Source organism: Mesorhizobium sp. L-8-3 (assembly GCF_016756615.1).
Classification (GTDB): Bacteria; Pseudomonadota; Alphaproteobacteria; order Rhizobiales; family Rhizobiaceae.
Genome location: NZ_AP023262.1, coordinates 2,920,523 through 2,941,086, shown reverse-complemented (window position 1 = coordinate 2,941,086; position 20,564 = coordinate 2,920,523). Strand labels below are relative to the sequence as shown.

At 66.6% G+C, this 20,564-nt stretch carries 21 protein-coding genes; 11 read left to right on the top strand and 10 right to left on the bottom strand.

The genetic code is table 11. From position 1 onward, the window contains the following. Positions 1 to 2: 2 nt before the first annotated feature. Entirely contained in the window at positions 3 to 638 is a 636-nt protein-coding gene (locus tag JN302_RS13820; RefSeq protein ID WP_202333269.1) for a TetR/AcrR family transcriptional regulator, read from the bottom strand. A 161-nt stretch (positions 639 to 799) separates the two neighbouring features. Between JN302_RS13820 and JN302_RS13815 the strand changes: the two genes are divergently transcribed. The 4 genes from JN302_RS13815 to JN302_RS13800 all read left to right on the top strand — a co-directional run bounded on the left by JN302_RS13815 (position 800) and on the right by JN302_RS13800 (position 3,990). Continuing rightward, positions 800 to 1,615: an SDR family oxidoreductase gene (locus JN302_RS13815; protein ID WP_202333268.1), complete on the top strand. Its 816-nt coding sequence runs from the start codon at positions 800 to 802 to the stop codon at positions 1,613 to 1,615. A 91-nt stretch (positions 1,616 to 1,706) separates the two neighbouring features. Next, complete coding sequence (locus tag JN302_RS13810) at positions 1,707 to 2,180, top strand: MaoC family dehydratase (RefSeq protein WP_202333267.1); 474 nt, start codon at positions 1,707 to 1,709, stop codon at positions 2,178 to 2,180. Then, positions 2,177 to 3,217 carry a phosphotransferase family protein gene (locus JN302_RS13805; protein WP_202333266.1) on the top strand — a complete coding sequence of 347 codons (1,041 nt, stop codon included), beginning with the start codon at positions 2,177 to 2,179 and terminating at the stop codon, positions 3,215 to 3,217. Before JN302_RS13810 ends, JN302_RS13805 begins: the two co-directional genes overlap by 4 nt. Next, on the top strand, positions 3,214 to 3,990 hold the full coding sequence (locus tag JN302_RS13800) for an SDR family NAD(P)-dependent oxidoreductase (protein ID WP_202312867.1): 777 nt from the start codon (positions 3,214 to 3,216) through the stop codon (positions 3,988 to 3,990). The genes JN302_RS13805 and JN302_RS13800 overlap by 4 nt, the downstream gene beginning before the upstream one ends. A gap of 88 nt (positions 3,991 to 4,078) precedes the next feature. Here the strand turns inward: JN302_RS13800 and JN302_RS13795 are convergent, their stop codons facing one another. Together JN302_RS13795 and JN302_RS13790 are read right to left on the bottom strand one after the other, a co-directional pair. Beyond that, a complete protein-coding gene (locus tag JN302_RS13795) occupies positions 4,079 to 4,639 on the bottom strand; it encodes a helix-turn-helix transcriptional regulator (protein WP_202333265.1) in 561 nt (186 codons plus the stop codon). Between the two features lie 7 nt (positions 4,640 to 4,646). Beyond that, positions 4,647 to 5,519, bottom strand: a complete 873-nt coding sequence (locus JN302_RS13790) for a S1C family serine protease (RefSeq protein WP_202333264.1) — start codon at positions 5,517 to 5,519, stop codon at positions 4,647 to 4,649. Positions 5,520 to 5,761: 242 nt separating this feature from the next. Here JN302_RS13790 and JN302_RS13785 point away from each other — a divergent pair, with 242 nt between their 5' ends. Further along, a complete protein-coding gene (locus JN302_RS13785) occupies positions 5,762 to 6,718 on the top strand; it encodes a S1C family serine protease (protein ID WP_202333263.1) in 957 nt (318 codons plus the stop codon). Between the two features lie 32 nt (positions 6,719 to 6,750). Here JN302_RS13785 and JN302_RS13780 read toward each other — a convergent pair whose 3' ends face one another. Then, complete coding sequence (locus JN302_RS13780; protein ID WP_202333262.1) at positions 6,751 to 7,890, bottom strand: ArgE/DapE family deacylase; 1,140 nt, start codon at positions 7,888 to 7,890, stop codon at positions 6,751 to 6,753. Then, on the bottom strand, positions 7,887 to 9,068 hold the full coding sequence (locus tag JN302_RS13775) for a diaminopropionate ammonia-lyase (protein ID WP_244846320.1): 1,182 nt from the start codon (positions 9,066 to 9,068) through the stop codon (positions 7,887 to 7,889). The genes JN302_RS13780 and JN302_RS13775 overlap by 4 nt, the downstream gene beginning before the upstream one ends. 141 nt (positions 9,069 to 9,209) lie before the next feature. Here JN302_RS13775 and JN302_RS13770 point away from each other — a divergent pair, with 141 nt between their 5' ends. Beyond that, positions 9,210 to 9,680 (top strand): Lrp/AsnC family transcriptional regulator, encoded by a 471-nt coding sequence (locus JN302_RS13770; protein ID WP_202312858.1) that lies wholly within the window; start codon positions 9,210 to 9,212, stop codon positions 9,678 to 9,680. Between the two features lie 53 nt (positions 9,681 to 9,733). After that, positions 9,734 to 10,297, top strand: coding sequence for a methylated-DNA--[protein]-cysteine S-methyltransferase (locus JN302_RS13765; protein ID WP_202333260.1), 564 nt, complete (start codon positions 9,734 to 9,736; stop codon positions 10,295 to 10,297). Between the two features lie 878 nt (positions 10,298 to 11,175). Here the strand turns inward: JN302_RS13765 and JN302_RS13755 are convergent. The 5 genes from JN302_RS13755 to JN302_RS13735 form a co-directional block, all read right to left on the bottom strand. Beyond that, positions 11,176 to 11,751, bottom strand: coding sequence for a sarcosine oxidase subunit gamma (locus JN302_RS13755; RefSeq protein WP_202333258.1), 576 nt, complete (start codon positions 11,749 to 11,751; stop codon positions 11,176 to 11,178). Continuing rightward, positions 11,744 to 14,737, bottom strand: coding sequence for a sarcosine oxidase subunit alpha (locus JN302_RS13750; RefSeq protein WP_202333257.1), 2,994 nt, complete (start codon positions 14,735 to 14,737; stop codon positions 11,744 to 11,746). Before JN302_RS13750 ends, JN302_RS13755 begins: the two co-directional genes overlap by 8 nt. Before the next feature lie 205 nt (positions 14,738 to 14,942). Beyond that, the gene (locus tag JN302_RS13745; protein WP_202333256.1) at positions 14,943 to 15,335 is read right to left on the bottom strand and encodes a sarcosine oxidase subunit delta; all 393 of its coding nucleotides are present in this window, start codon (positions 15,333 to 15,335) and stop codon (positions 14,943 to 14,945) included. A 26-nt stretch (positions 15,336 to 15,361) separates the two neighbouring features. Beyond that, positions 15,362 to 15,775, bottom strand: a complete 414-nt coding sequence (locus tag JN302_RS13740; RefSeq protein WP_244846651.1) for a hypothetical protein — start codon at positions 15,773 to 15,775, stop codon at positions 15,362 to 15,364. Positions 15,776 to 15,789: 14 nt separating this feature from the next. Continuing rightward, the gene (locus JN302_RS13735) at positions 15,790 to 17,043 is read right to left on the bottom strand and encodes a sarcosine oxidase subunit beta (protein ID WP_202312850.1); all 1,254 of its coding nucleotides are present in this window, start codon (positions 17,041 to 17,043) and stop codon (positions 15,790 to 15,792) included. Between the two features lie 192 nt (positions 17,044 to 17,235). Between JN302_RS13735 and JN302_RS13730 the strand changes: the two genes are divergently transcribed. The 4 genes from JN302_RS13730 to rpsU all read left to right on the top strand — a co-directional run bounded on the left by JN302_RS13730 (position 17,236) and on the right by rpsU (position 20,468). Then, a complete protein-coding gene (locus tag JN302_RS13730) occupies positions 17,236 to 17,994 on the top strand; it encodes an SDR family oxidoreductase (protein ID WP_202333254.1) in 759 nt (252 codons plus the stop codon). A 73-nt stretch (positions 17,995 to 18,067) separates the two neighbouring features. Continuing rightward, positions 18,068 to 18,439: a YrdB family protein gene (locus JN302_RS13725; RefSeq protein WP_202333253.1), complete on the top strand. Its 372-nt coding sequence runs from the start codon at positions 18,068 to 18,070 to the stop codon at positions 18,437 to 18,439. A gap of 134 nt (positions 18,440 to 18,573) precedes the next feature. After that, on the top strand, positions 18,574 to 20,079 hold the full coding sequence (locus JN302_RS13720; protein WP_202333252.1) for an ATP-binding protein: 1,506 nt from the start codon (positions 18,574 to 18,576) through the stop codon (positions 20,077 to 20,079). A 137-nt stretch (positions 20,080 to 20,216) separates the two neighbouring features. Next, entirely contained in the window at positions 20,217 to 20,468 is a 252-nt protein-coding gene (gene rpsU / locus JN302_RS13715) for a 30S ribosomal protein S21 (RefSeq protein WP_202312847.1), read from the top strand. Positions 20,469 to 20,564 lie beyond the last annotated feature (96 nt).

The following is a 20,564-nucleotide window of genomic DNA, read 5'->3' as shown; positions in this document are numbered from 1 at the left end:
GTTCAGTCCTCCTTGGCGCCGAGGCCGCGCAGCGCGAAAGTCACGATTTGCCGAACGATCGCCGCAACATCCCCCTCGGTCTCGCCGGGACGCGGCGTGTACCAGAAGATCGGCGAGTTCAGGGTTATGAACATGATCTGGTTGGCAATGCTGATGTTCTCGAAACGAAAGACCCCGGCCTCGCGTCCTTCGGCAAGAATCTCCCGGAAGATGCGGCCGTAGTCGGTCCGGTATTGCAGTAGCGCGCCCAGGACCTCGCGCTGATGCGGCGTGGTGGCGCCGCGCAGATGCAGTTCCACCCCTTCCCAGACCGCCCGCTGGAACTGCCGGGTCGCGACCATCTGGTTGACATGGGCATTCGCCATCTTGGTCCACTTCTCGAGCGGGCCGAGGGGAAGGTTCCTGTAGGGTTCGACGGCAGCGTAGTTCATGTCCATGCCGGTGCGGTAGACATCGGCGAACAGGTCGGCCTTCGATGGATAATAGTGATAGATCCGGCCTTTGGTGGCACCGAGGCTGCGCGCGACGTCATCGATGGAAGTGGCGTTGTAGCCGTGCTCCATGAAGCAGTTCGCCGCCGCCCAAAGGATGTCGGCGCGTGCGCTGTCCTGGATATGCTCCCTGACGCTGAGCGTCATGCGGCTCGAATCCTCCCTCGCCGTTCACCGCCCGCCCCCATATCGCCGCCTCGCGGCCTCCGGGGGTCTTTACGGACAATCAAATGATGAACATACTACCCGGTATGTTGTCAACGCGGCCGCAACGGGCGTCCGGAAAAAACAGCAGGCGAGGAGGATCGATGTCATATCTGGACGAACTCTTTTCGGTCTCGGGCAAGACCGCGCTGGTGACGGGCGCTGCAACCGGCATCGGTCGCATGGCGGCGACGGCCCTGGTCAAGGCGGGCGCCGATGTGATGATCGCATCGCGCAAGGGCGGCGACTGCGAACGCGTCGCCGACGAGCTCAACGCGCTGGGCGCAGCGGGCAAGGCCATGGGATTTGCCGGAGACGTCGGCACGGAAGCGGGCATCGCGGCGCTGGTCGAGGAGGTGAAGCGCAGGACGGACCGGCTGAACATCCTCATCAACAATGCCGGCGTGTCCTGGGGCGAGCCGCTAGCAACCTTCCCCTACCACGCCTGGGCCAAGGTGCTGAACGTCAATGTCACGGGCCTGTTCCACCTGACGCGGGAACTGCTGCCGCTGCTCGACAAGGCGGCGAGCGACCGCGACCCCGCGCGGGTGATCAATCTCGGCTCGGTCATGGGCACGCAGCCGCTCGCCGACGACGCCTACTCCTACACCGCCTCGAAGGCTGCGGTGCATCATCTCACGCGCACCCTGGCCAATGAGCTCGCGGCGCGGCGCATCACGGTCAACGCCTTCGCTCCCGGTCCTTTCCAGAGCCGCATGACGGCCTTCGCCACGGCTACGGACGATCAGGCGGCAAGGGTCGGCGGGCATGTCCCGATCGGCAGGATCGGCGCGCCGGATGACATTGCCGGCGCGACGCTGTATCTGTGCAGCCGCGCCGGCAGCTACGTGACCGGCGCGATTGTTCCGATCGACGGCGGCCAGTCCGTCCAGCATGGAATGACGCTGTTCAAGGAATGACCGGTGATGGACTTCAAGCTTCCGCCATGCCGCCACGCATCCGAGCGGATTCCTGAGGCCCGCGCCGGCGTTATGGCGGGAAGAGAAAAGCTTGAAGACCGTTAGTTTCGACGAACTCGTGGCCAACCAGGGCAAGGAGATCGGCCTCTCGCCCTGGCGTGTCGTCAGCCAGCAGATGATCGACCAGTTCGCCGATGCGACCGACGATCACCAGTTCATCCATGTCGACCCCGAGCGCGCCGCCCGGGAAACGCCGTTCGGTGGTACCATCGCCCACGGCTTCCTGTCGTTGTCGCTGCTCTCCGCCATGACCTTCGAGACCTTGCCGCCGCTCGAAGGGGCGGGCGTGGGCATCAATCACGGCTTCGACAAGATCCGCTTCATCACCCCGGTGAAGTCGGGCGCCCGGATCAGGACCCGCTTCGTGCTGGCCAATGTGAATGCGCGCCCCTCGGGATGGGTGCATATCGACTACGACGTGACCATCGAGATCGAGAATTCGCCGAAGCCGGCGCTCACCGCGCGCTGGCTGACGCTGACCAAGCTGGAGCCCGAGGAAACATGAGTGATCCGAACGCGCTCGACCAGGCGGCCTTGGCCCCCTATCTCGAAGCCCACATACCGGGCTTTTCGGGACTGCAGAACATCGAGAAGTTCAGTTCGGGCCAGTCCAACCCGACCTATCTCCTGACCGCCCGCAGCGGACGCTATGTGCTGCGGGCCAAGCCGCCGGGCGCGCTGCTCAAATCCGCCCACCAGGTCGACCGGGAGTTCCGGGTCATGAAGACCCTGGCGGCGACAGCCGTGCCGGTGCCGCCTGTGCTGCATCTTTCCGGGGAAGACTCGCCGATCGGCCGCATGTTCTACGTCATGGCCTTCGTCGAAGGCCGCATCCTCTGGGATCCCGCCCTGCCCGAAGCGGCCGACAATACCGGGCGCGCCGCGATCTACGACGCGATGAACGGCACCCTGGCGGCGCTGCACGATGTCGATATCGAGGCCGCCGGCCTCGCCGATTTCGGCAAGCCGGGCAGCTATTTCGAACGCCAGCTCGGCCGCTGGACCAGTCAGTACCGCGCCTCCGAGACGGACGCGATCGCCGACATGGATCGACTGATCGCCTGGCTGGAAGAACATCTGCCCGAAGATGACGGCCTGGTGTCGCTCGTCCACGGCGACTATCGGCTCGACAACATGATCTTCGCACCCGACCGGCCGCAGGTAATCGCGGTGCTCGACTGGGAGTTGTCGACGCTCGGCCACCCCTATGCGGATATCGCCTATCAATGCATGCAATGGCGCCTGCCGCATTCGTCCGGCTTCCGTGGCCTTGCCGGCATCGACCGGGCAAGCTTGGGCATACCCGACGAAGAGGCCTATGTCGGGCGATATTGCGAACGCCGCAAGATCGACGGCATCAGGAACTGGACGTTCTATTTGTGCTTTTCTTTCTTTCGTCTCGCAGCGATCTGCCAGGGTGTCTACAAACGGGCGCTTGACGGGAATGCCTCGAACCCCGAAAAGGCTCGGACATATGGCGAAGCGGTGAGACTTCTCTCCGCGCTCGCCGTGCAGTCTATCGACGGGGACAAGCAGGCATGAGTCGTTTCGAGGGGCGTAGCGTTCTGGTGACCGGAGCGACGGGCGGGTTCGGCCGTCGGCTGGCGGAAAGGCTTGCCGCCGACGGCGCCAGGCTGGTGCTTTCGGACATTGATCCGAAGGCCCTCGACGATCTGGCCGAGCGATTGCCGGGAGGGGCGGCCACGCTCGCCGGCGATGTCGCCCGGGAAGACCTCTCCGAGGCCCTGGTCGAACTCGCCGTCAAGCGCTTCGGCCAGCTCGACATCGCGATCAACAATGCCGGCATAGCCCAGAGCTTCGTCAAGCTGCCGCAGGTACCGTCCGACGAGGCAAGGCGCATCATCGAGATCGACCTGCTCGGCGTCTTCTACGCCATGAAGCATCAGATCCCGGTCATGGAGAAGCAGTTCCGCACGACGGGCGCAGGCGGCACCATCGTCAACATCGCCTCGGTCGCGGGTCTGGCGGGCGCAGCGCGGCTCTCGGTCTATGCCGCGGCCAAGCACGGCGTCGTGGGCCTGACGCGCTCGGCCGCGTCGGAATATGCAACCCGCGGCATTCGCGTCAACGCGGTGTGCCCGTCTTTCGCCCGCACCCAGATGGTCGGCGATTTCGTCAGGCTCGCGGGCGGCAACGAGAAGGATGCCCATACGGAGCTGACGCGCGGCGTGCCGATGAAGCGTGTCGCCGAGGTCGACGAGGTGGTCGAGGTCATCCTGTTCGCCGCCGACCCGAAGAATTCCTTCATGACCGGCCATACGCTGTCGGTCGACGGCGGCATCATGGCGATCTGACGTCGAGTTCACAGCAAGTCTCAACAGGCCGCTCGGCTTTCGCGCCTCCGACGGTCATAGGACCGACCCTTGGCATCACTCATCGCGCTCAGATAAGCACCAGTCCTTCACGCATGGCGATGCCGATCGCCTCGGTACGGTTCGCCGCGCCGAGCTTGGCGACGACGGCCGCGACATGGAACTTCGCGGTGTGGACGGAGATGCCGAGGCGGCGGGCGATCACCTTGTTCGGCGCGCCTTCGGCCAGCAGCGCCAACACCTCGCGCTCGCGCGCGCTGAGATGAAGCCTGGCCGGCAACGGCATGTCCGCGAGATCGTCGCCCGTCTCCACCCTGCGGCTTTTGCCCCCGACCAGCCGATAGCCTGCAGCGGCGAGCCGCGCCGCGGCGATCACGACTTCGACAGGGGTCCTGGCCGGAAGGCTCGCATGGACGTCGGTGCCGTCTCCGGCCTTGCCGCCCCACAGCACATGCGGCGTTCCGCCGTCCTGTGGAGCGCTGTCGGTCACCACGACATCGGCATGAGCCGACGACTCGAGGTCGCCCTCATGCACGACGGTGATGCCGCGCTCCTCCGAGAGCGCGACGGCCAGTTCCTCTTCCCGGCCGTGATCGGCGAGCGCGAGCTGGATGGTCAGGATACCGGCCATCGTCTCCTCAGTTCATGGGCCGGGAGCCGACCGTGACGGAGATCTCCCGCTTCTCGCCGCCCCGCAGGATGGCGAGTGGTACCGTCGAGCCGACGCTGTCGGGCCCGAGTTGACGCAAGAGGTCGCGCGGACCGTCGATTGCCTCGCCGTCCCATGCGGTGATGATGTCGCCCAGATGCAGGCCCGCTGCCCGGGCCGGACCATCATCGTCGAGGCTCATCACCATCGCACCCCGAACCGAGGCGTGGCGGACGGGATGCAGGCCGGCGCCAAGGTAGCCGCGCGCGACATGGCCTTTGTCCTTCAGGGCGGTCGCGGTCCGCTCGATCGTCCCGGCAGGGATCACCAAAGGCCTCCTGCGTGGACCGAAGAGGACGAGGCCGATCAGGGCGCCGGCACCGTCGAGCGCCGCCGCACCTTCGAAACGCCCGTCGAGCGGAGCGGCAAGGCCGATACGGCGGTCGATGAGGCCACCGCGCATGCTGCGCCACGACGGGCCCGCCTCGTTGACCGTGCCGAAGGCGACGAGCGGCGACGTGCCGCCCTGGCCCACGATCACGGCGAGACTGCCGGCCCTGACATCCTTGGCCGGAGTGAACACATCGGGTGCCTTCACGCCCTCCGGCCTGACGAGCGCGATGCCGGTCGACGGGTCGCGGCCAACAAGCTCGGCCTTTGCCGTCACGCCCTCATGCAGCACGATCTGCAGATCGTCCCCGGAATCGACGACTTCTTCCGCAGTGATATAGAGGCCGTCGCGCCAATGGAAGGCGCTGACGCTATGGCGCGGATGGACGTCGAGGCTTGCCAGCGCCGGAGCGGCCGATTGCGCGAGATCGGTCACCGCGCGGGAGAAGTCCGGAAGATTGAATTTGCTCATATTCGCCTCCTGGGCTCGATGGTCCCAGATATCGCCCAGGTACGCGCCCTTTCCTACTCGCCAGACGGCTAGACTGGCCATTCGGGCAGGTCGCACGGGCCTGCCGCGCTCCGCACATATAGGAAGCGAATGAACTCCGGGCATGTCTCCCGAAAATGTGCAGCGTTTTCGGGAAAAGGACATGCGCGAAACAAGAACCTGCAGCCTGTCGCCGCGCGACAGGCCGGGGACGGAGGGTCACCATGGGCGAGGCAGCACTCCATCTCGACGACGACGCAACACTGCTCGACGCCTATTCCCGTTCGGTCGCGGACGCGGTGGACCGGGTCGGGCCGGCGGTGGCGCGCATCGAGCAGATCGGCGGCAGGGCCGGCCACGGTTCGGGCTTCGTCATCTCGCCCGACGGACTGATCGTCACCAACAGCCATGTCGTGGCGGACGCCGGAAGGGTGCGGGTGATCACCCCCGGCGGCGGTTCGGCCGAGGGCCGGGTGCTCGGCAGCGACCTCGATACCGACATCGCTCTCATCCGCGCCGACGGGCGCTTCCCGGTCGTAGCGCGGCTTGGCGATTCCAAGACGCTGCGGCGCGGACAGATCGCGATCGCCATCGGCAATCCGCTCGGCTTCGAATGGACGGTGACGGCTGGCGTGGTCTCGGCGCTCGGCCGCTCGATGCGTTCCTCGACCGGGCGGCTGATCGACGACGTGGTGCAGACCGACGCCGCGCTCAATCCCGGCAATTCCGGCGGACCGCTGGTCGCCTCGACCGGCGAGGTGATCGGCGTCAACACCGCGATCATCCTCGGCGCGCAGGGCATCGCCTTCGCGGTCGCGTCGAACACCGCCAGCCATGTCGTCTCGGAGATCATCCGTCACGGCCGCGTGCGGCGCGCCTTCATCGGCATTTCGGCCGATACGGTCGTTCTGCCGCGGCGGGCGGCGCTGGCGACCCGCGTCCTCAGCGACACTGCGGTCAGGCTCCGGAAGGTCGAACTGGCCGGTCCGGCGGCACGAGCCGGGTTGCGGGAGGGCGACGTCATCGCCGCGATCGACGGACGCGCCGTCACCGGCGTCGACGACCTGATCCGCATGCTCACAGGTGACAGGATCGGCCAATCGCTCGCTGTGACCGCTATCCGCGGCAGCACGGTGGAGACGTTTGCTGTCACGCCGCAGATCCGGCCTGAACCGCGCTGACACGGTTCAGGCAACGCCAACAAGGGGCGACATTATCCGCAGAACGAAACCGCTGTGTCGGTCAGGATATCGGCAAGCGTCTCGACGGATCTCACCTCGGCCCATTCCGAGGCCGCATGGGCTCCGCCGCCGTCGGCTCCGAACATGACGCAGGGAATGCCTGCCCCCTGCAGTATGGCGCAGTCGGTCCAGAACGGCTCGCCGCGGCGCGCCGGGCGTTTCCCGAGCCGCTCCGTCGCGATGCGGTCGAGCGTGGCGACGATGGGCTCGCTTTCCGCAACCTCGAAGGGCGGACGCTCGAGACCGACGGCGAGCGTCGCCTTGAAATCGGGATCGGCGGCGGCGATGGCGGCGATGATGGCCTGCAGTTCGGCCGCCACGGTGGCCGCGTTCTCGCCGGGAATGGTGCGCCGTTCCAGCGAAATGCGGCATTCGGCCGGATAGCTCGAAAGCTCCTCCCCGCCCTTGATCAGCGAGGCATGGACGGAGCCCGATCCGAGCAGCGGATGCGTCGGATTCGCGCGCAGGCGCTTGTCGAGCTCTTCGAGCGCGACGAGGAACTTGCCGGCCTTGACGATCGCATCGATGCCGAGTTCTGGGCGCGACCCATGCGCGGCGCGGCCCTGCACGATGACGTCGAACCAGACGAAACCGCGATGGGCTGTCGTCAGTTCGTGATGGCTGGGCTCCGTTACGATCGCGGCGTCGGCCTTGAACCGCGCGGCGACCTCCTCGCTGCCGAAGGAGGCATACTCCTCGTCGGCGACGCAGGCGACGAGAATGTCGCCGCGCAGCCTGTTCTCCCTGGCCCGTGCCGCTGCGACCATCATGGCCGCCACGCCGCCCTTCATGTCGAAGGAACCTCGGCCGAAAAGCTTGCCGTCGCGGATGACGGGATCGAGGGCGTCGCCGTCGTAGCTGGCGATCGAGACGGTGTCGTAGTGCCCGTTGAACATCAGGGAACGGCCGCCCCCGCTTCCGCGTGCAATGCCCACGATCGACGGACGACCCGCATGCTCTTCGATGCGATGCACCTCGAACCCGCGTTCCCGCAGCCACGCCGCGCAGAAATCGGCGATCTTGCCCTCCCCGGCGCCACCGGGCACGAGATCGGGATTGACCGAATTGATCGCGACGAGATCTTTCAGGAGTTCGATGGGGTCGTTGTTCATGAAGCCACCTCTTCCGGGCTGCGGCCGACGATATCGGCATAGATGGTTGGATCGGTCGCGCCTTCGCTGTTGAAGACGAGAATGCGTGAATGAGCGCCGAGCCCGAGATGGTCACGCGCCGATGGATCGGTGAGACAGGCGAACATGCCGGCAAGCCCGGTCGCGCCGCTTTCGCCGGCAACGATCGCCCGGTCGTGTCCATGCGGCTGCGCCAGCCGCCTCATCGCGGCCACAGCCTCATCCTCTTCGAGCGTCACATAGCCATCGACCAGGTGGCGAAGCACCTCCCAGCCGATCGGCGACGGGGTGGCGCATTCGAGCATCGCCATGACGGTCGGCTCGCCGTGAGGGATCGTCACGAGCTTTCCAGCCTTGGCGGTCGCATGGAGGCAAGCGGCGCGCGCGGGCTCAACGACGGTCACTTTCGGCGCTGCGGCGCCCAGGCGCTGCGTCGCGTAGGATGCGACGGCTGCGGCCATGCCGCCGACGCCGGCCTGCAGGAACAAATGGGTGGGCGGCTCGGCCAATGCGTCGAGCGCCTCGCCGATCATCGCGGTATAGCCCTGCATGACGGTCAATGGGATCGTCTCATAGCCTTCCCACGACGTGTCCGAAACGACAGTCCAGCCATGTTCCCTGGCCATCTCGGCGGCGAGCGCGACGGAATCGTCATAGGAGCCCTGCACTCGGTTGATATGCGCGCCGAAGGTCGCCATCGCAGCCGCCCGGCCTTCGGAAACGCCGGCATGGATGAAGATTTCACAGGCGGTGCCGGCAAGCTCGGCGCCCCAGGCCACGGAGCGGCCGTGATTGCCGTCGGTGGCACAGGCGACTGTCATGCTCGCCGCGAGCGCGCGGACTTCCTTTGATGTGATGTCGGCCGGGGTCAGGGGCCGGCCGAGACGCCGGCTCGCCTCGTCCAGCACCAGCGAGATTACCGCATAAGCGCCGCCGAGCGCCTTGAAGCTCTTCAGCCCCAACCGCTTCCCTTCGTCCTTGACATGCAGCGCGCCGATCCCCGACGCCCTGGCAAGCGCCGGCAGGGCGACGAGCGGGGTCGGCTGGTAGCCTGGCAGCGCCTCGAGGAAAGCCTGCGCCTTCGCGCGCCCCTCGTCGCCCAGCGCGGCAGCCAGTTGGGGGCGCGGCGCCGGGCCTTTGTCCGTCACTGCGTGGAACACTCGAAAATCTCCTTGCTGAACCAATGGCGCAACATTAGTCGAAGCAATGCGGGAATTGTGCCGGGTTTTGCCCATTATTTCGGGACAGTGTTGCGCGAGGATTCGGATATCCGGAATATCCGCCCACGATCGGAGAAAACGATGCTCGACGCGTTCGACCGCAAGATCCTGGCGCTGCTGCAGGAAGACAACCGAATGCCGCAGCGCGACATCAGCGAAGCGGTCCATCTTTCTCCGTCCGCCGTCAACCGGCGCATCGCTGCTCTGGAATCTGCCGGCGTGATCACGGGCAATGTCGCAGTCGTCGACCCGGCCAAGGCCGGGCGGCCGATCACCATCATCGTCGAGGTCACGGTGGAGAGCGAACGCTTCGACCTGCTCGACGCGGTGAAGCGCCGGCTCGCCGCCTGCCCTCAGGTGCAGCAGCTCTACTACGTGACGGGCGACGCCGATTTCGTGCTGATCGTCAACGTCGCCGACATGGCCGAGTATGAACGGCTCACGCGTGAGCTCTTCTTCGCCGAGGGCAATGTGAAGCGCTTCCGCACGATGGTGGTGATGGAGCGCAGCAAGGTGTCGCTCGCTGTCAGCATGGCGCAGGAATCGGGTTGAGTTAGGCCTCGCGAAGCACGATCTTGAGGGCAGAGAAACGCGAGGGCCATGCAATGGGCCAGAAAATGCAGTCTTACGCCATCTTCGAGACATCGGCCGGCTTCTGCGGAATCGCCTGGAACGATGTCGGCATCACGCGCTTCCAGCTACCGACCAGGGATGCCGCGGCAACCGAGAGAAATCTTCTTCGCCGCATGCCGGAGGCGCGGCCGGGCACGCCGACGCCTGACGTAGCCGAGGCGATCGCCGAAACCAGGCGCTATTTCGACGGCGAGGCGATCGACTTCTCACGCTTCACGCTCGATCTCGGCGACCAGGACGAATTCTTCCTGCGCATCTACGATGCGGCGCGACGCGTCGGCTGGGGCCACACGACCACCTATGGCGCGCTGGCCAAGGAACTTGGAGCCGGGCCGGAGGCGGCACGCGACGTCGGTCAGGCCATGGCCAGGAACCCTGTGGCGCTGATCATCCCGTGTCACCGGGTGCTGGCGGCCGGCGGCAAGATCGGCGGCTTTTCGGCGCCCGGCGGCTCGACCGCCAAGGCGAGGATGCTGGAACTCGAGGGCGTGCATGTCGGATCGCCGGATCGGGCGCAGCAGTCGTTCTGGTTCTAACATCAAAGGGTCGAGTTCGACCGTTTGCCGCCGGCCGATCAATTCTTGATGACCCCCCGCATCTTGGGTTGACGGCGGTGCCGGCATCGACGATTTTCCGACGCATCCTTTCACTGTCGAGGTTTTGCGACTCCCGCCGGACGGACCTGTTGCGGCGCGCCCGATCCTCTTATGCCTGAACGACCCTGTCGCCATCCCGGAAGGCGTGAAGTCGAATAACAGGCCCGTCCTGTTTTTGCCCAGTATTTTACAGGACCGCGCTCTCTCACTCGACCATTGCGCCGCCCCTCATCCGCCTGCCCGTCCTCCGCAGCTGCTGCGGAGGACGGGCAGGCGGATGAGGGGCGGCGCAAACCTCGCAAGATGAGACACACAGCCCGGTGCCGACGGAGGCGTTGGACTCAGCAAGTGTCCCGAATCCTACTTCTTCTTCACCGGCAACCCCGGGGATCGCAGGGGCGACCCCGGGGATCGCAGGGGCGACCCCGGTATGGCCGTGGATGTCACCGAGACCGGATCGCTCGCCGGGAAGGTGTCTTCCAGTCCCTCGTCCAGTTCGGTCTGCAATTCCGTCTCATCCGTCGGCCGGTCGACGACATGCTTGCGAGACCGTTTCCTGGCCGGCCTCGGCATTTCACGCGCAGTCCTGCTCACGGGGTGGTTTCTGCCGACATTGGTCATCGCGAGGTCCTCTCCACCGGATCGATCCGAAATCGCGTATCGTCCACGACGCTACACGCTTCATGCCCTAGGGGCATTTTCCGCGGACCCGTCGGATCCGCAACGTCCCGGGACAAGATCATCGTAACGTCAGACAGGCGGCGGGGTTCCGAATGGCATTCCTGCCGGATGACCAAATTCGAGCGAAGGCGCTGCCGTTACGCCGCGGCGTCGCGCGCGGCCTCCGACAGGAAGGTGAAGACATAGTCGGAAAAGGAGCGCCAGCACTCGACCCGGAACGTGTCCTCGGCTGTGCGCAAAAGCACGATCTCGACCTTGCCGAGGATCGTCCGCGACGCTGCGCCGACCGGAAAGGCCGCGAGCGACAGGTCCTGCGGGCATCCCGCATTGACGGTCGCGGCAGCCGCCGGCCCGGTGACGGCGATCCCGACATTGCGATGCGAGATTCCCACCGCCGAATGCAGCGCCTTCACGGTTGCGCGATCTGCGAGCGGGTCGCCGCCGGCCTCGTCGATGACGAGCCATTCGTCCGGGCCGAGCCAAAGGGCTGTCCGGCCGTCCTTCGCGGCGGAGGTCTTCGGCGCTTTCGGCAACGTCACGCCCAATGCCTTGGAAAGCGCTGCCATGGACGCTGCCGGTGCGCGCAGCGACACGCGTTCGGCCGGCGGCAGAACTGCGAGACGCACGCCCTTCGCCGACAGATCGACGCCGGCGAGCGCGGCGCGACGCTCCGCGGACGGGGCCGCGACAACGGATGCTGACTTCTTAGCCATGGAGGCGCTCCCCCTTCTCGTCGAAGAACACCATGCCGGCGACTTCCACTTCGATCAGCCCCGTCGGCATCGGCACATAAAGGGTCTGGCCCATGCGGTCGCGGCCGCCCTCCACCAGCGCAAGCGCGATCGACCGGCCGCAATTCTCGGACCAGTAGCTGGACGTGACATGGCCGATCATCGTCATCGGGATGGGTTGGCTCGGATTGCCGACGATCTGGGCGCCTTCCTCGAGCACCGTCCTCGGGTCCCTGGTCTTGAGGCCGACGAGTTGCCTGCGGCCCTTTGCGACCAGGTCCGGCCGCGTCAGGCCACGAATGCCGACGAAGTCGGCCTTCTTCTTGCCGACCGCCCAGTCGAGGCCCGCGTCATTGGGCGTCACCGTGCCGTCGGTATCCTGACCTACGATGATGTAGCCCTTCTCGGCACGCAGCACATGCATGGCCTCCGTTCCGTAGGCGCAGGCGCCGTGCTTCTGGCCCTCGGCCCACAGGGCCTCCCAGACGGCCTGGCCGTAATCGGCCGGGACATTGACCTCGAAGCCGCGGTCGCCGGTGAAGGACATGCGGAAGAGCCGGGTCGGCACGCCGCATATCCTGCCTTCGCGAACGGACATATGCGGCATCGCCGCGTCCGACAGGTCGATGCCCTCGACCAGCGGCGCGATGATGTCGCGCGACTTCGGTCCCTGCACGGCGACGACGGCCCATTGCTCCGAGGTCGAGGTCAGCCAGACATTGAGATGCGGGAACTCGGTCTGGAGATAATCCTCCATGTGGTTCATCACCCGGGCGGCGCCGCCCGTCGTGGTCGTCACGTGAAAGCGGTCCGGTGCCAGGCGGCCGACCACGCCGTCGTCATAGATGAAACCGTCCTCGCGCAGCATGATGCCGTAGCGGCAGCGCCCCGGCTCCAGCTTTTCCCACGGGTTGGTGTAGAGCAACTCCATGAACTTCGCCGCATCGGGCCCGACCACCTCGATCTTGCCCAGGGTGGAGGCGTCGAAAAGGCCCGCCGCCTTGCGCACCGTCACGCATTCGCGGTTGACGGCGTCATGCATGTCCTCGCCGGGGCGCGGGAAGTACCAGGCGCGTTTCCACTGGCCGACGTCCTCGAACACCGCGCCATGCGCTTCCGCCCAGCCATGCATGGCGGTTCGGCGGGTCGGGTCGAACAACGGACCCCGCGCATGGTTGACGATCGCTCCGAATGTCACCGGCGTATAGGGCGCGCGGAAAGTGGTCAGGCCGACCTCGGGGATCTCCTTGCCGAGCGTCTCGGCGGCGATCGCCAGCCCGTGCATGTTCGAGGTCTTGCCCTGATCGGTCGCCATGCCGTTGGTGGTGAAGCGCTTGACGTGCTCGATCGAGCGCATGCCCTCGCGCACGGCGAGCCTTATGTCCTTGGCGGTCACATCGTTCTGGAAGTCGACAAAGGCTTTCACCGTGGTGTCGGCTCCGGCGCCCGGGCCAACGCCCAGCATGCCGCCCGACCAGCCTTCCGAAGCGTCGACCTTCAGCTTTGTGCCATTGCCCTTGGCGCCGGCCGCGCTCGCTGCCTCCGCGCCCGCCTTAAGGGCCTCCGCGAGGGTTGCATCGAGGCTGTCGGTGCCGTTGCAGGCGCCGACCGACACGCAGTCCTGTGCATAGGCGCCGGGCAGGAAACGCTTGGTGGCGTCATCGAAGGCGACCTTGCCGCGCGACTGGGAGAAGAGGTGGACGGAAGGCGTCCAGCCGGCCGACATCAGGATCGCATCGACCGATATCGTCCGCTCGCCGCCGCCATTCTTGGGCTGGATCGTCATGGAGGAGACGCGCAGCCTGCCGCCGGCGCGGACCACCGCGCGGCCATGATTGACCTCGATGCCGAGCGCGCGCGCCTCGTCGACCGCCGGCCCGGTCGGGTTGTCGCGCAGGTCGACGATGGCGGCGACCGAGACACCCGCCTTCTTCAGGTCGATCGCCGCCGCATAGGCGGAATCATTGGCCGTGTAGATACCGACATTCCTGCCGACCGCGACGCCGTAATGATTGAGATAGGTCCGGGCGGCCGACGCCAGCATGATGCCCGGCCGGTCGTTGTCCGCGAAGACCATGTGCCGTTCGATCGCACCGGTGGCGATCACCACGCGCCTGGCGCGCACCTGCCAAAGGCGCTCGCGCGGCAGCGACCGGTCGGGACCGGCCAGATGGTCGGTGACGCGTTCGACGAGACCGACGAAGTTCTGCGCATAGAAGCCGAAGGCCGTCGTGCGCGGGAGCACGCGGACATTGCCCATGCCGGCAAGCCTGGCCACCGTCTTCTGCGCCCAGCTCCAGCCGTCCTCGCCTTCGATCGCGGCTCCAGCCTCGAAGCGCAGCGCGCCGCCGAGTTCGGCCTGCTCGTCGCAGAGGATGACGCGCACCCCGGTCTCGGCTGCCGCGAGTGCGGCGGCGATGCCGGCCGCACCGCCGCCGATCACCAGCACCTCGCAATGCGCGAAGCGCGAAGAATAGTGATCGGGATCGGGCTGGTCGGGCGCCACGCCGAGGCCGGCCGCGGCGCGGATTTTCGGCTCGTAGAGCCCCTTCCATGCAGCCTTGGGCCACATGAAGGTCTTGTAGTAGAAGCCGGCCGAGAACATCGGCGAGGCGAGATCGCCGACCGCGCCGACATCGAAGGAGAGCGACGGCCAGCGGTTTTGCGAGACCGCCGTCAGCCCGTCATAGAGCTCCTGCACCGTGGCGCGCACATTCGGCGTCTTGCGCGCCGCATCGCGCTCGATCGACACCAGCGCATTGGGCTCTTCCGCTCCGGCCGAGAGGATGCCGCGCGGGCGGTGATACTTGAAGGAGCGGCCGACGAGATGGATGCCGTTTGCGAGCAGCGCCGAGGCAAGCGTGTCGCCCTCGATGCCGCTCATGGCCTGGCCGTCGAAGGTGAAACGCGCCGTCCTGGCCGGCGTCAGCCGCCCCGCGCCGGAAATGCGGTAGGAAGCTGTGGTCATCAGGCTGTGCCCTCGAGATTCATCTCCAGGCGACACGTGTCACCCCCCTCTGGCCTGCCGGCCATCTCCCCCTCAAGGGAGGAGATCGGACGGCCGTGACGCTTTCGCCGGCCGTGGACGTCGAAACGAGGTGGCGCCGCTGCCAATCTCCTCCCTTGAGGGGGAGATGGCCGGCAGGCCAGAGGGGGGTGAAGCAGCGCGATGGTCATTTCGTCGACGCTCCCTTGCCGTTCGTTCGCTTACGTGTCGGCTTCTTCACATTGAGCTGGTCCGGCGGGCGGTTGGCCCAGGCGGCCGGTCCGGCATTGTTCGCGGCACGTTCGATCTCGGGTTTCGGCTCACCGGCCTTGTAGGTCATCACGAACTTGTCGGTGACGGTGTCGCGCACGGCGTTGAAGAAGCGTGCGCAGCCATGCACGTGGCGCCACCGCTCATAGATGATGCCCTTGGTGTTCGACCGGATGAAGAAGAACTTCTCGAAGTCCTCGTCCGAGATGGACGCGATGTCGGCCGAACGTGCGATATGGGCCTCGCCGGCGTTGCGGAACTCGAGCTCGGGACGTTCTTCCTCGCAATAGGGGCAGCGGATGAGAAGCATTCTTGTCCTGCCTGTTCTCGAATGTCCTAGAGTTCGCCGTAGCCGACGCGGGAGCCGGCCGGCTGATCGCATAGCTTGCCGCCCATCGCCGCGAAGGGTGCGACGAGCCTGATCCGCTCCTCGACGCTGCCGGCGGGTGCGAAGAGACCGCGGGTGGCAATGTTGCCGATGGTGAGTTCGAGCGGATTGACCGAGAGCAGCACGCCGCGCGGGTCGAACTCCTCGTCCTCGTCCAGATCCTCGGGCCGCGGCTCGAAGAAGAAGACGACCTTCTGTCCGCCACTCCACACGCAGGTGAGATTGCCGCTGTCGACCGAGAACGGCCAGCCGGTCTCGTTGTCCGTCCTGGCGATCGGCTGGATGCGCACGTCTTCCGCCGAGGGCATATGGAACAGATCCTGCTCCGCGGCGAGCATGATGGGTAGCGCCATGGCGGCCATCGGCACGGCCATCGTCAATGCGCGACTGCGGCAGCCGCCGCCTCGTCGATCAGCCGCCCGGTGCGGAAACGCTCGATCGTGAATGGCGCGTTGATCGGGTGCGGATTGTCGTTGGCGATGGTGTGGGCGAAGACATGGCCGGAACCCGGCGTTGCCTTGAAGCCGCCTGTTCCCCAGCCGCAGTTCACATAGAGGCCGGGCACCGGCGTCTTGGCCAGGATGGGCGAGCGGTCGGGCGTGACGTCCACGATGCCGCCCCAGGAGCGCAGCATCTTCATGCGCGTGAACATCGGGAACATTTCGCAGATCGCGTCGAGCGTATGGTTGATGATGTGCAGCCCGCCGGTCTGCGAATAGGAGATGTATTGATCGGTGCCGGCGCCGATCACCAGTTCGCCCTTGTCCGACTGCGAGATATAGGCATGCACCGTGTTGGACATGACCACGCAGGGGAAGACAGGCTTGACCGGCTCGGAAACCAGCGCCTGCAGCGGATAGCTCTCCAGCGGCATGCGCACGCCGGCCATTTGCATGATGACCGATGAATGACCGGCAGCGACCACGCCCACCTTGCGGGCGCCGATGAAGCCGCGCGTGGTCTCCACGCCGGTGACATGGCCGTTGGGCGACCGCTTGATGCCGGTCACCTCGCAATTCTGGATGATGTGGACGCCCCGTGCCGAGGCAGCGCGCGCATAGCCCCAGGCGACGGCGTCATGGCGGGCGGTGCCGCCGCGCCGCTGGAGTGCCGCCCCCACCACGGGATAGCGCGCCTCCTTGGAGATGTTGAGCGGCGGGCAGAATTGCTTGGCCTGCTCGGGCGTCAGCCATTCATTGTCGATGCCGTTCAGCCGGTTGGCATGGATGTGGCGCTTCAGCACCTGGGTGTCGTGGACGTTGTGCGCCAGCATCATGACGCCGCGCGCCGAATACATGACGTTGTAGTTGAGCTCCTGGGACAGGCCGTCCCAGAGCTTGACCGCATGGTCGTAGATGCCCGCCGATTCATCGTAGAGATAGTTCGACCGGATGATGGTCGTGTTGCGCCCGGTATTGCCGCCGCCGAGCCAGCCTTTCTCCAGCACCGCGACATTGGTGATTCCGTGCTCGCTGGCGAGATAGTAGGCGGTGGCGAGCCCGTGACCGCCGGCGCCGACGATGACGACATCATATTCCTTGCGCGGCTCCGGCGAGGACCACTGCTCCTCCCAGCCCTTGTGACCGCGCATGGCCTCGCGCGCGATGGCGAACACCGAATATTTCCGCATTGGGCCTGGCCTCGAAGTATTGCCGGAAGTTGCCTGGAAGCGACGTGTATCACTAGCGAAAAGGCGGTGCCAGCCTTGCGCTGTTTGCGACGGCAATTGCCGTTTTGCGCCGCACGCCAGTCGCCTGTTTCGGGTGGCAACCCCGCCTCCCATCTGCGACCACGGCTCATCAGTAGCCAGGGAGCAGAGAAGATGTTCGCACTCACAAACAAGATTGCCATCGTAACCGGAGCGAGCTCCGGCATCGGCCGCGCCACGGCGCTGCTGTTCGCCGACCAGGGCGCCAGGGTCGTCGTCGCGGCGCGCCGCCGGGCCGAGCTCGAAACGCTGGTCGCTGAGATCGAGGATGCGGGCGGCACGGCCGCGGCACTCGCCGGCGACGTGCGGGACGAAGCCTATGCCGAGGCGCTGGTCGATCTCGCGACCGAAAGGTTCGGCGGCCTCGACGTCGCCTTCAACAATGCCGGCTCGGTTGGCGAGATGGCTGCCGTGTCCGAGCTCACGCTGCAGGGCTGGCGCGATGCGATCGACACCAACCTCACAGGGGCATTCCTCGGCGCGAAATACCAGATCCCGGCGATGATCGAACGCGGCGGCGGTTCGGTCGTCTTCACCTGCACCTTCGTCGGCCATACGGTGGGAATGCCCGGGATGACCGCCTATGCCGCCAGCAAGGCCGGACTGATCGGCCTCACCCAGGTGCTCGCCGCCGAATACGGTCCGAAGGGCGTACGCGTGAATGCCCTGCTGCCCGGCGGCGCCGACACGCCGGCGCTGACCGCCACGACGTCGGAAGAGCGCGCCTTCGTGGAAGGGCTGCATGCGCTGAAGCGCATCGCCCGGCCGGAGGAGATCGCGCGATCGGCGCTCTATCTCGCCTCGGACGCATCGAGCTTCACCACCGGGGCGGCCCTCCTCGCCGACGGCGGCGTGTCGATCAACCGGACCTGAGGCGGAGCGTTGCGCCGAACCTCGTTCCGGCCAACACTGCCGGCAGTGGCTCTCGCCTGTGCCGGAGATTTTCTTGGCCTATGCCTGGTGGAATCTGACGCTTCGTTTCCTGCTTGAGCTGGCGGCCCTCGCCGGCTTCGGCCTCGCGGGCTGGCGCCTCGGCGATTCGTCGCCCTGGCGATGGCCGCTGGCGCTGCTCCTTCCTGTCGTGGCAGCGGCCCTATGGGGCATCTTCACCGTCCCCGGCGATCCGAGCCGATCCGGCGCTGCACCCGTTCCGACTTCCGGCGGCGTCCGGCTTCTACTTGAACTGCTTGTCCTCTGCGGCGGCGCGGCGGGCTACTGGATCGCGGGCCATCGCATGGCGGCCCTGGTGCTCGCGGTGCTGGTGGCGGTGCACTACGGGCTGTCGGCCGACCGCATCGCCTGGCTGTTGCGTCAGTAGGCCAGGCGATAGCGGGTCGCCTTTGTCGGCATTTGTGAGTATCACCTTCGCGACTGCTGCCTCGGGCCGCCGGGCGATGCTATGCACAGGCATCGCGGACGCGTCGGCCGCGGACGAGAGTTTTTGGGGACGCGATGAAGGTTGACATCGACATGGGGACCGCGTCCGGCGGCACGCCGGCCGGGCTCGACCTTGAGGAACTGCTTGCCACCCGCTTGCTCGTGCAGGGCAATTCCGGCTCGGGCAAGTCGCATCTGCTGCGCCGCCTGCTGGAGCAGAGCGCTCCCTGGGTGCAGCAATGCGTGATCGATCCGGAAGGCGACTTCGTGACGCTGGCGGACAAGTTCGGCCATGTCGTCGTCGATGCCGCGCGCGCCGAATCGGAGCTTACCCGAATCGCCGGCCGCATCCGCCAGCACCGCGTCTCCGTGGTGGTCAATCTCGAAGGCCTCGACGTCGAGCAGCAGATGCGCGCGGCGGCGGCCTTCTTGGGCGGCATGTTCGACGCCGACCGCGACTACTGGTATCCGGTGCTGGTGGTCGTCGACGAGGCGCAGCTCTTCGCGCCGGCCGCCGCGGGCGACGTTACCGACGACGCCCGCAAGCTCTCGCTCGGCGCCATGACCAATCTGATGTGCCGCGGCCGCAAGCGCGGCCTCGCGGGGGTTATCGCCACTCAACGCCTGGCCAAGCTCGCCAAGAACGTCGCGGCCGAGGCCTCCAACTTCCTGATGGGCCGCACCTTCCTCGACATCGACATGGCGCGCGCCGCGGATCTGCTCGGCATGGACCGCCGCCAGGCGGAGATGTTCCGCGACCTGGCGCGCGGCCATTTCGTGGCGCTTGGCCCCGCCCTCTCCCGGCGGCCATTGCCGGTCACGATCGGCCCGGTCGAAACCTCGGCCCGGTCGACCAGTCCGAAACTCACGCCCCTGCCCGAAGCTCCGGTCGACGCGCGCGACCTGATCTTCACGCCGGGACCCGAGGAGACGACGCCGATCGTGCGCCGCACGCCTCCTCCGCCGCCTCCCACCCCGACGGTCGATATCCTCGCCCAGCTCGCACGCTCGCGGCCGGCTGTGGAAGCCGCGGCAGAGCCGACGGCCGAGATCGACGAAGCCGAGCGCGAGGCCGGCATCGAGCAGGTGATGCGCGAGATCATAGACGATCCCGACGCATCTTTTCGTTCCGATGCCGTGCTCTATCAGGATTTCCTGGTGCGCTGCCGCATCCGCCGCGTGCCTGGCAGCCCCTTGTCGCTGTCGGCCTTCCGCCGGCGTTATGCCGTAGCGCGGGCCGGCATCGGCGGCGAGTTGGCGCAGAGCGATAGCTGGCAGCAGGCGCTCAGCCTTTCGGAAAGCCTGCCCGACGACGTGCAGGGCGTGTTCCTGATGGTCGCGCAGGCGGCGGTAGCCGGCGAACCCTGCCCGTCCGATGCCACGCTCGCCCGCGCTTACGGCACGCAATCCGCCCGGCGGGCGCGGCGTCTGCTCACCTATTTCGAGGAACGCGGCCTGCTGATCGTGCGGGTCGATTTCCACGGGAAGCGGGTCGCCGCCTTCCCGGACCTCGGCTGCGAGACCGCCCCCGGCGATCCCGATGGCCCCGATGCCATGGAGCAGCGGCAAGCCGCGGAGTAACGCAGCGTCGATCGCCCTCTCGACAAACGCGGCCGATTCTGCTATCAGCCGCCGCAATTCGCGATGGGAGCCACCGCGGAGGCTTCAGCTATGGGCTGACGGCCCAATGTATTTAACCGGCAAAGACAGGATCGAACGTGCAGGTACTCGTCCGCGACAACAATGTTGACCAGGCACTCCGCGCGCTGAAGAAGAAGATGCAGCGCGAAGGCATTTTCCGCGAAATGAAGATGCGCGGCCACTACGAGAAGCCCTCCGAGAAGCGCGCCCGCGAGAAGGCCGAAGCCGTCCGCCGAGCCCGCAAGCTGGCCCGCAAGCGCGCCCAGCGCGAGGGTCTGGTTCCCGGTGGCCGGCCCGCCGCTGCCGCGACGGCAAGGCCGGCGCGCTGACGCCGCCAAGTTTTCGTCCTTTTCCGTCGATACTGCCGAAGGTGGCGCGATGCGCAATCGCCGCCACCTTTTTGTTTCGCCCGCATCATACGGGCC

Excerpts from the sequence above, each read along its gene's own strand:
- JN302_RS13820 (WP_202333269.1), bottom strand. The coding sequence starts at position 638 with ATGACGCTCAGCGTCAGGGAGCATATCCAGGACAGCGCACGCGCCGAC.
- JN302_RS13815 (WP_202333268.1), top strand. The coding sequence starts at position 800 with ATGTCATATCTGGACGAACTCTTTTCGGTCTCGGGCAAGACCGCGCTG.
- JN302_RS13805 (WP_202333266.1), top strand. The coding sequence starts at position 2,177 with ATGAGTGATCCGAACGCGCTCGACCAGGCGGCCTTGGCCCCCTATCTC.
- JN302_RS13800 (WP_202312867.1), top strand. The coding sequence starts at position 3,214 with ATGAGTCGTTTCGAGGGGCGTAGCGTTCTGGTGACCGGAGCGACGGGC.
- JN302_RS13795 (WP_202333265.1), bottom strand. The coding sequence starts at position 4,639 with ATGGCCGGTATCCTGACCATCCAGCTCGCGCTCGCCGATCACGGCCGG.
- JN302_RS13790 (WP_202333264.1), bottom strand. The coding sequence starts at position 5,519 with ATGAGCAAATTCAATCTTCCGGACTTCTCCCGCGCGGTGACCGATCTC.
- JN302_RS13785 (WP_202333263.1), top strand. The coding sequence starts at position 5,762 with ATGGGCGAGGCAGCACTCCATCTCGACGACGACGCAACACTGCTCGAC.
- JN302_RS13780 (WP_202333262.1), bottom strand. The coding sequence starts at position 7,890 with ATGAACAACGACCCCATCGAACTCCTGAAAGATCTCGTCGCGATCAAT.
- JN302_RS13770 (WP_202312858.1), top strand. The coding sequence starts at position 9,210 with ATGCTCGACGCGTTCGACCGCAAGATCCTGGCGCTGCTGCAGGAAGAC.
- JN302_RS13765 (WP_202333260.1), top strand. The coding sequence starts at position 9,734 with ATGGGCCAGAAAATGCAGTCTTACGCCATCTTCGAGACATCGGCCGGC.
- JN302_RS13755 (WP_202333258.1), bottom strand. The coding sequence starts at position 11,751 with ATGGCTAAGAAGTCAGCATCCGTTGTCGCGGCCCCGTCCGCGGAGCGT.
- JN302_RS13750 (WP_202333257.1), bottom strand. The coding sequence starts at position 14,737 with ATGACCACAGCTTCCTACCGCATTTCCGGCGCGGGGCGGCTGACGCCG.
- JN302_RS13745 (WP_202333256.1), bottom strand. The coding sequence starts at position 15,335 with ATGCTTCTCATCCGCTGCCCCTATTGCGAGGAAGAACGTCCCGAGCTC.
- JN302_RS13740 (WP_244846651.1), bottom strand. The coding sequence starts at position 15,775 with ATGGCCGCCATGGCGCTACCCATCATGCTCGCCGCGGAGCAGGATCTG.
- JN302_RS13735 (WP_202312850.1), bottom strand. The coding sequence starts at position 17,043 with ATGCGGAAATATTCGGTGTTCGCCATCGCGCGCGAGGCCATGCGCGGT.
- JN302_RS13730 (WP_202333254.1), top strand. The coding sequence starts at position 17,236 with ATGTTCGCACTCACAAACAAGATTGCCATCGTAACCGGAGCGAGCTCC.
- JN302_RS13720 (WP_202333252.1), top strand. The coding sequence starts at position 18,574 with ATGAAGGTTGACATCGACATGGGGACCGCGTCCGGCGGCACGCCGGCC.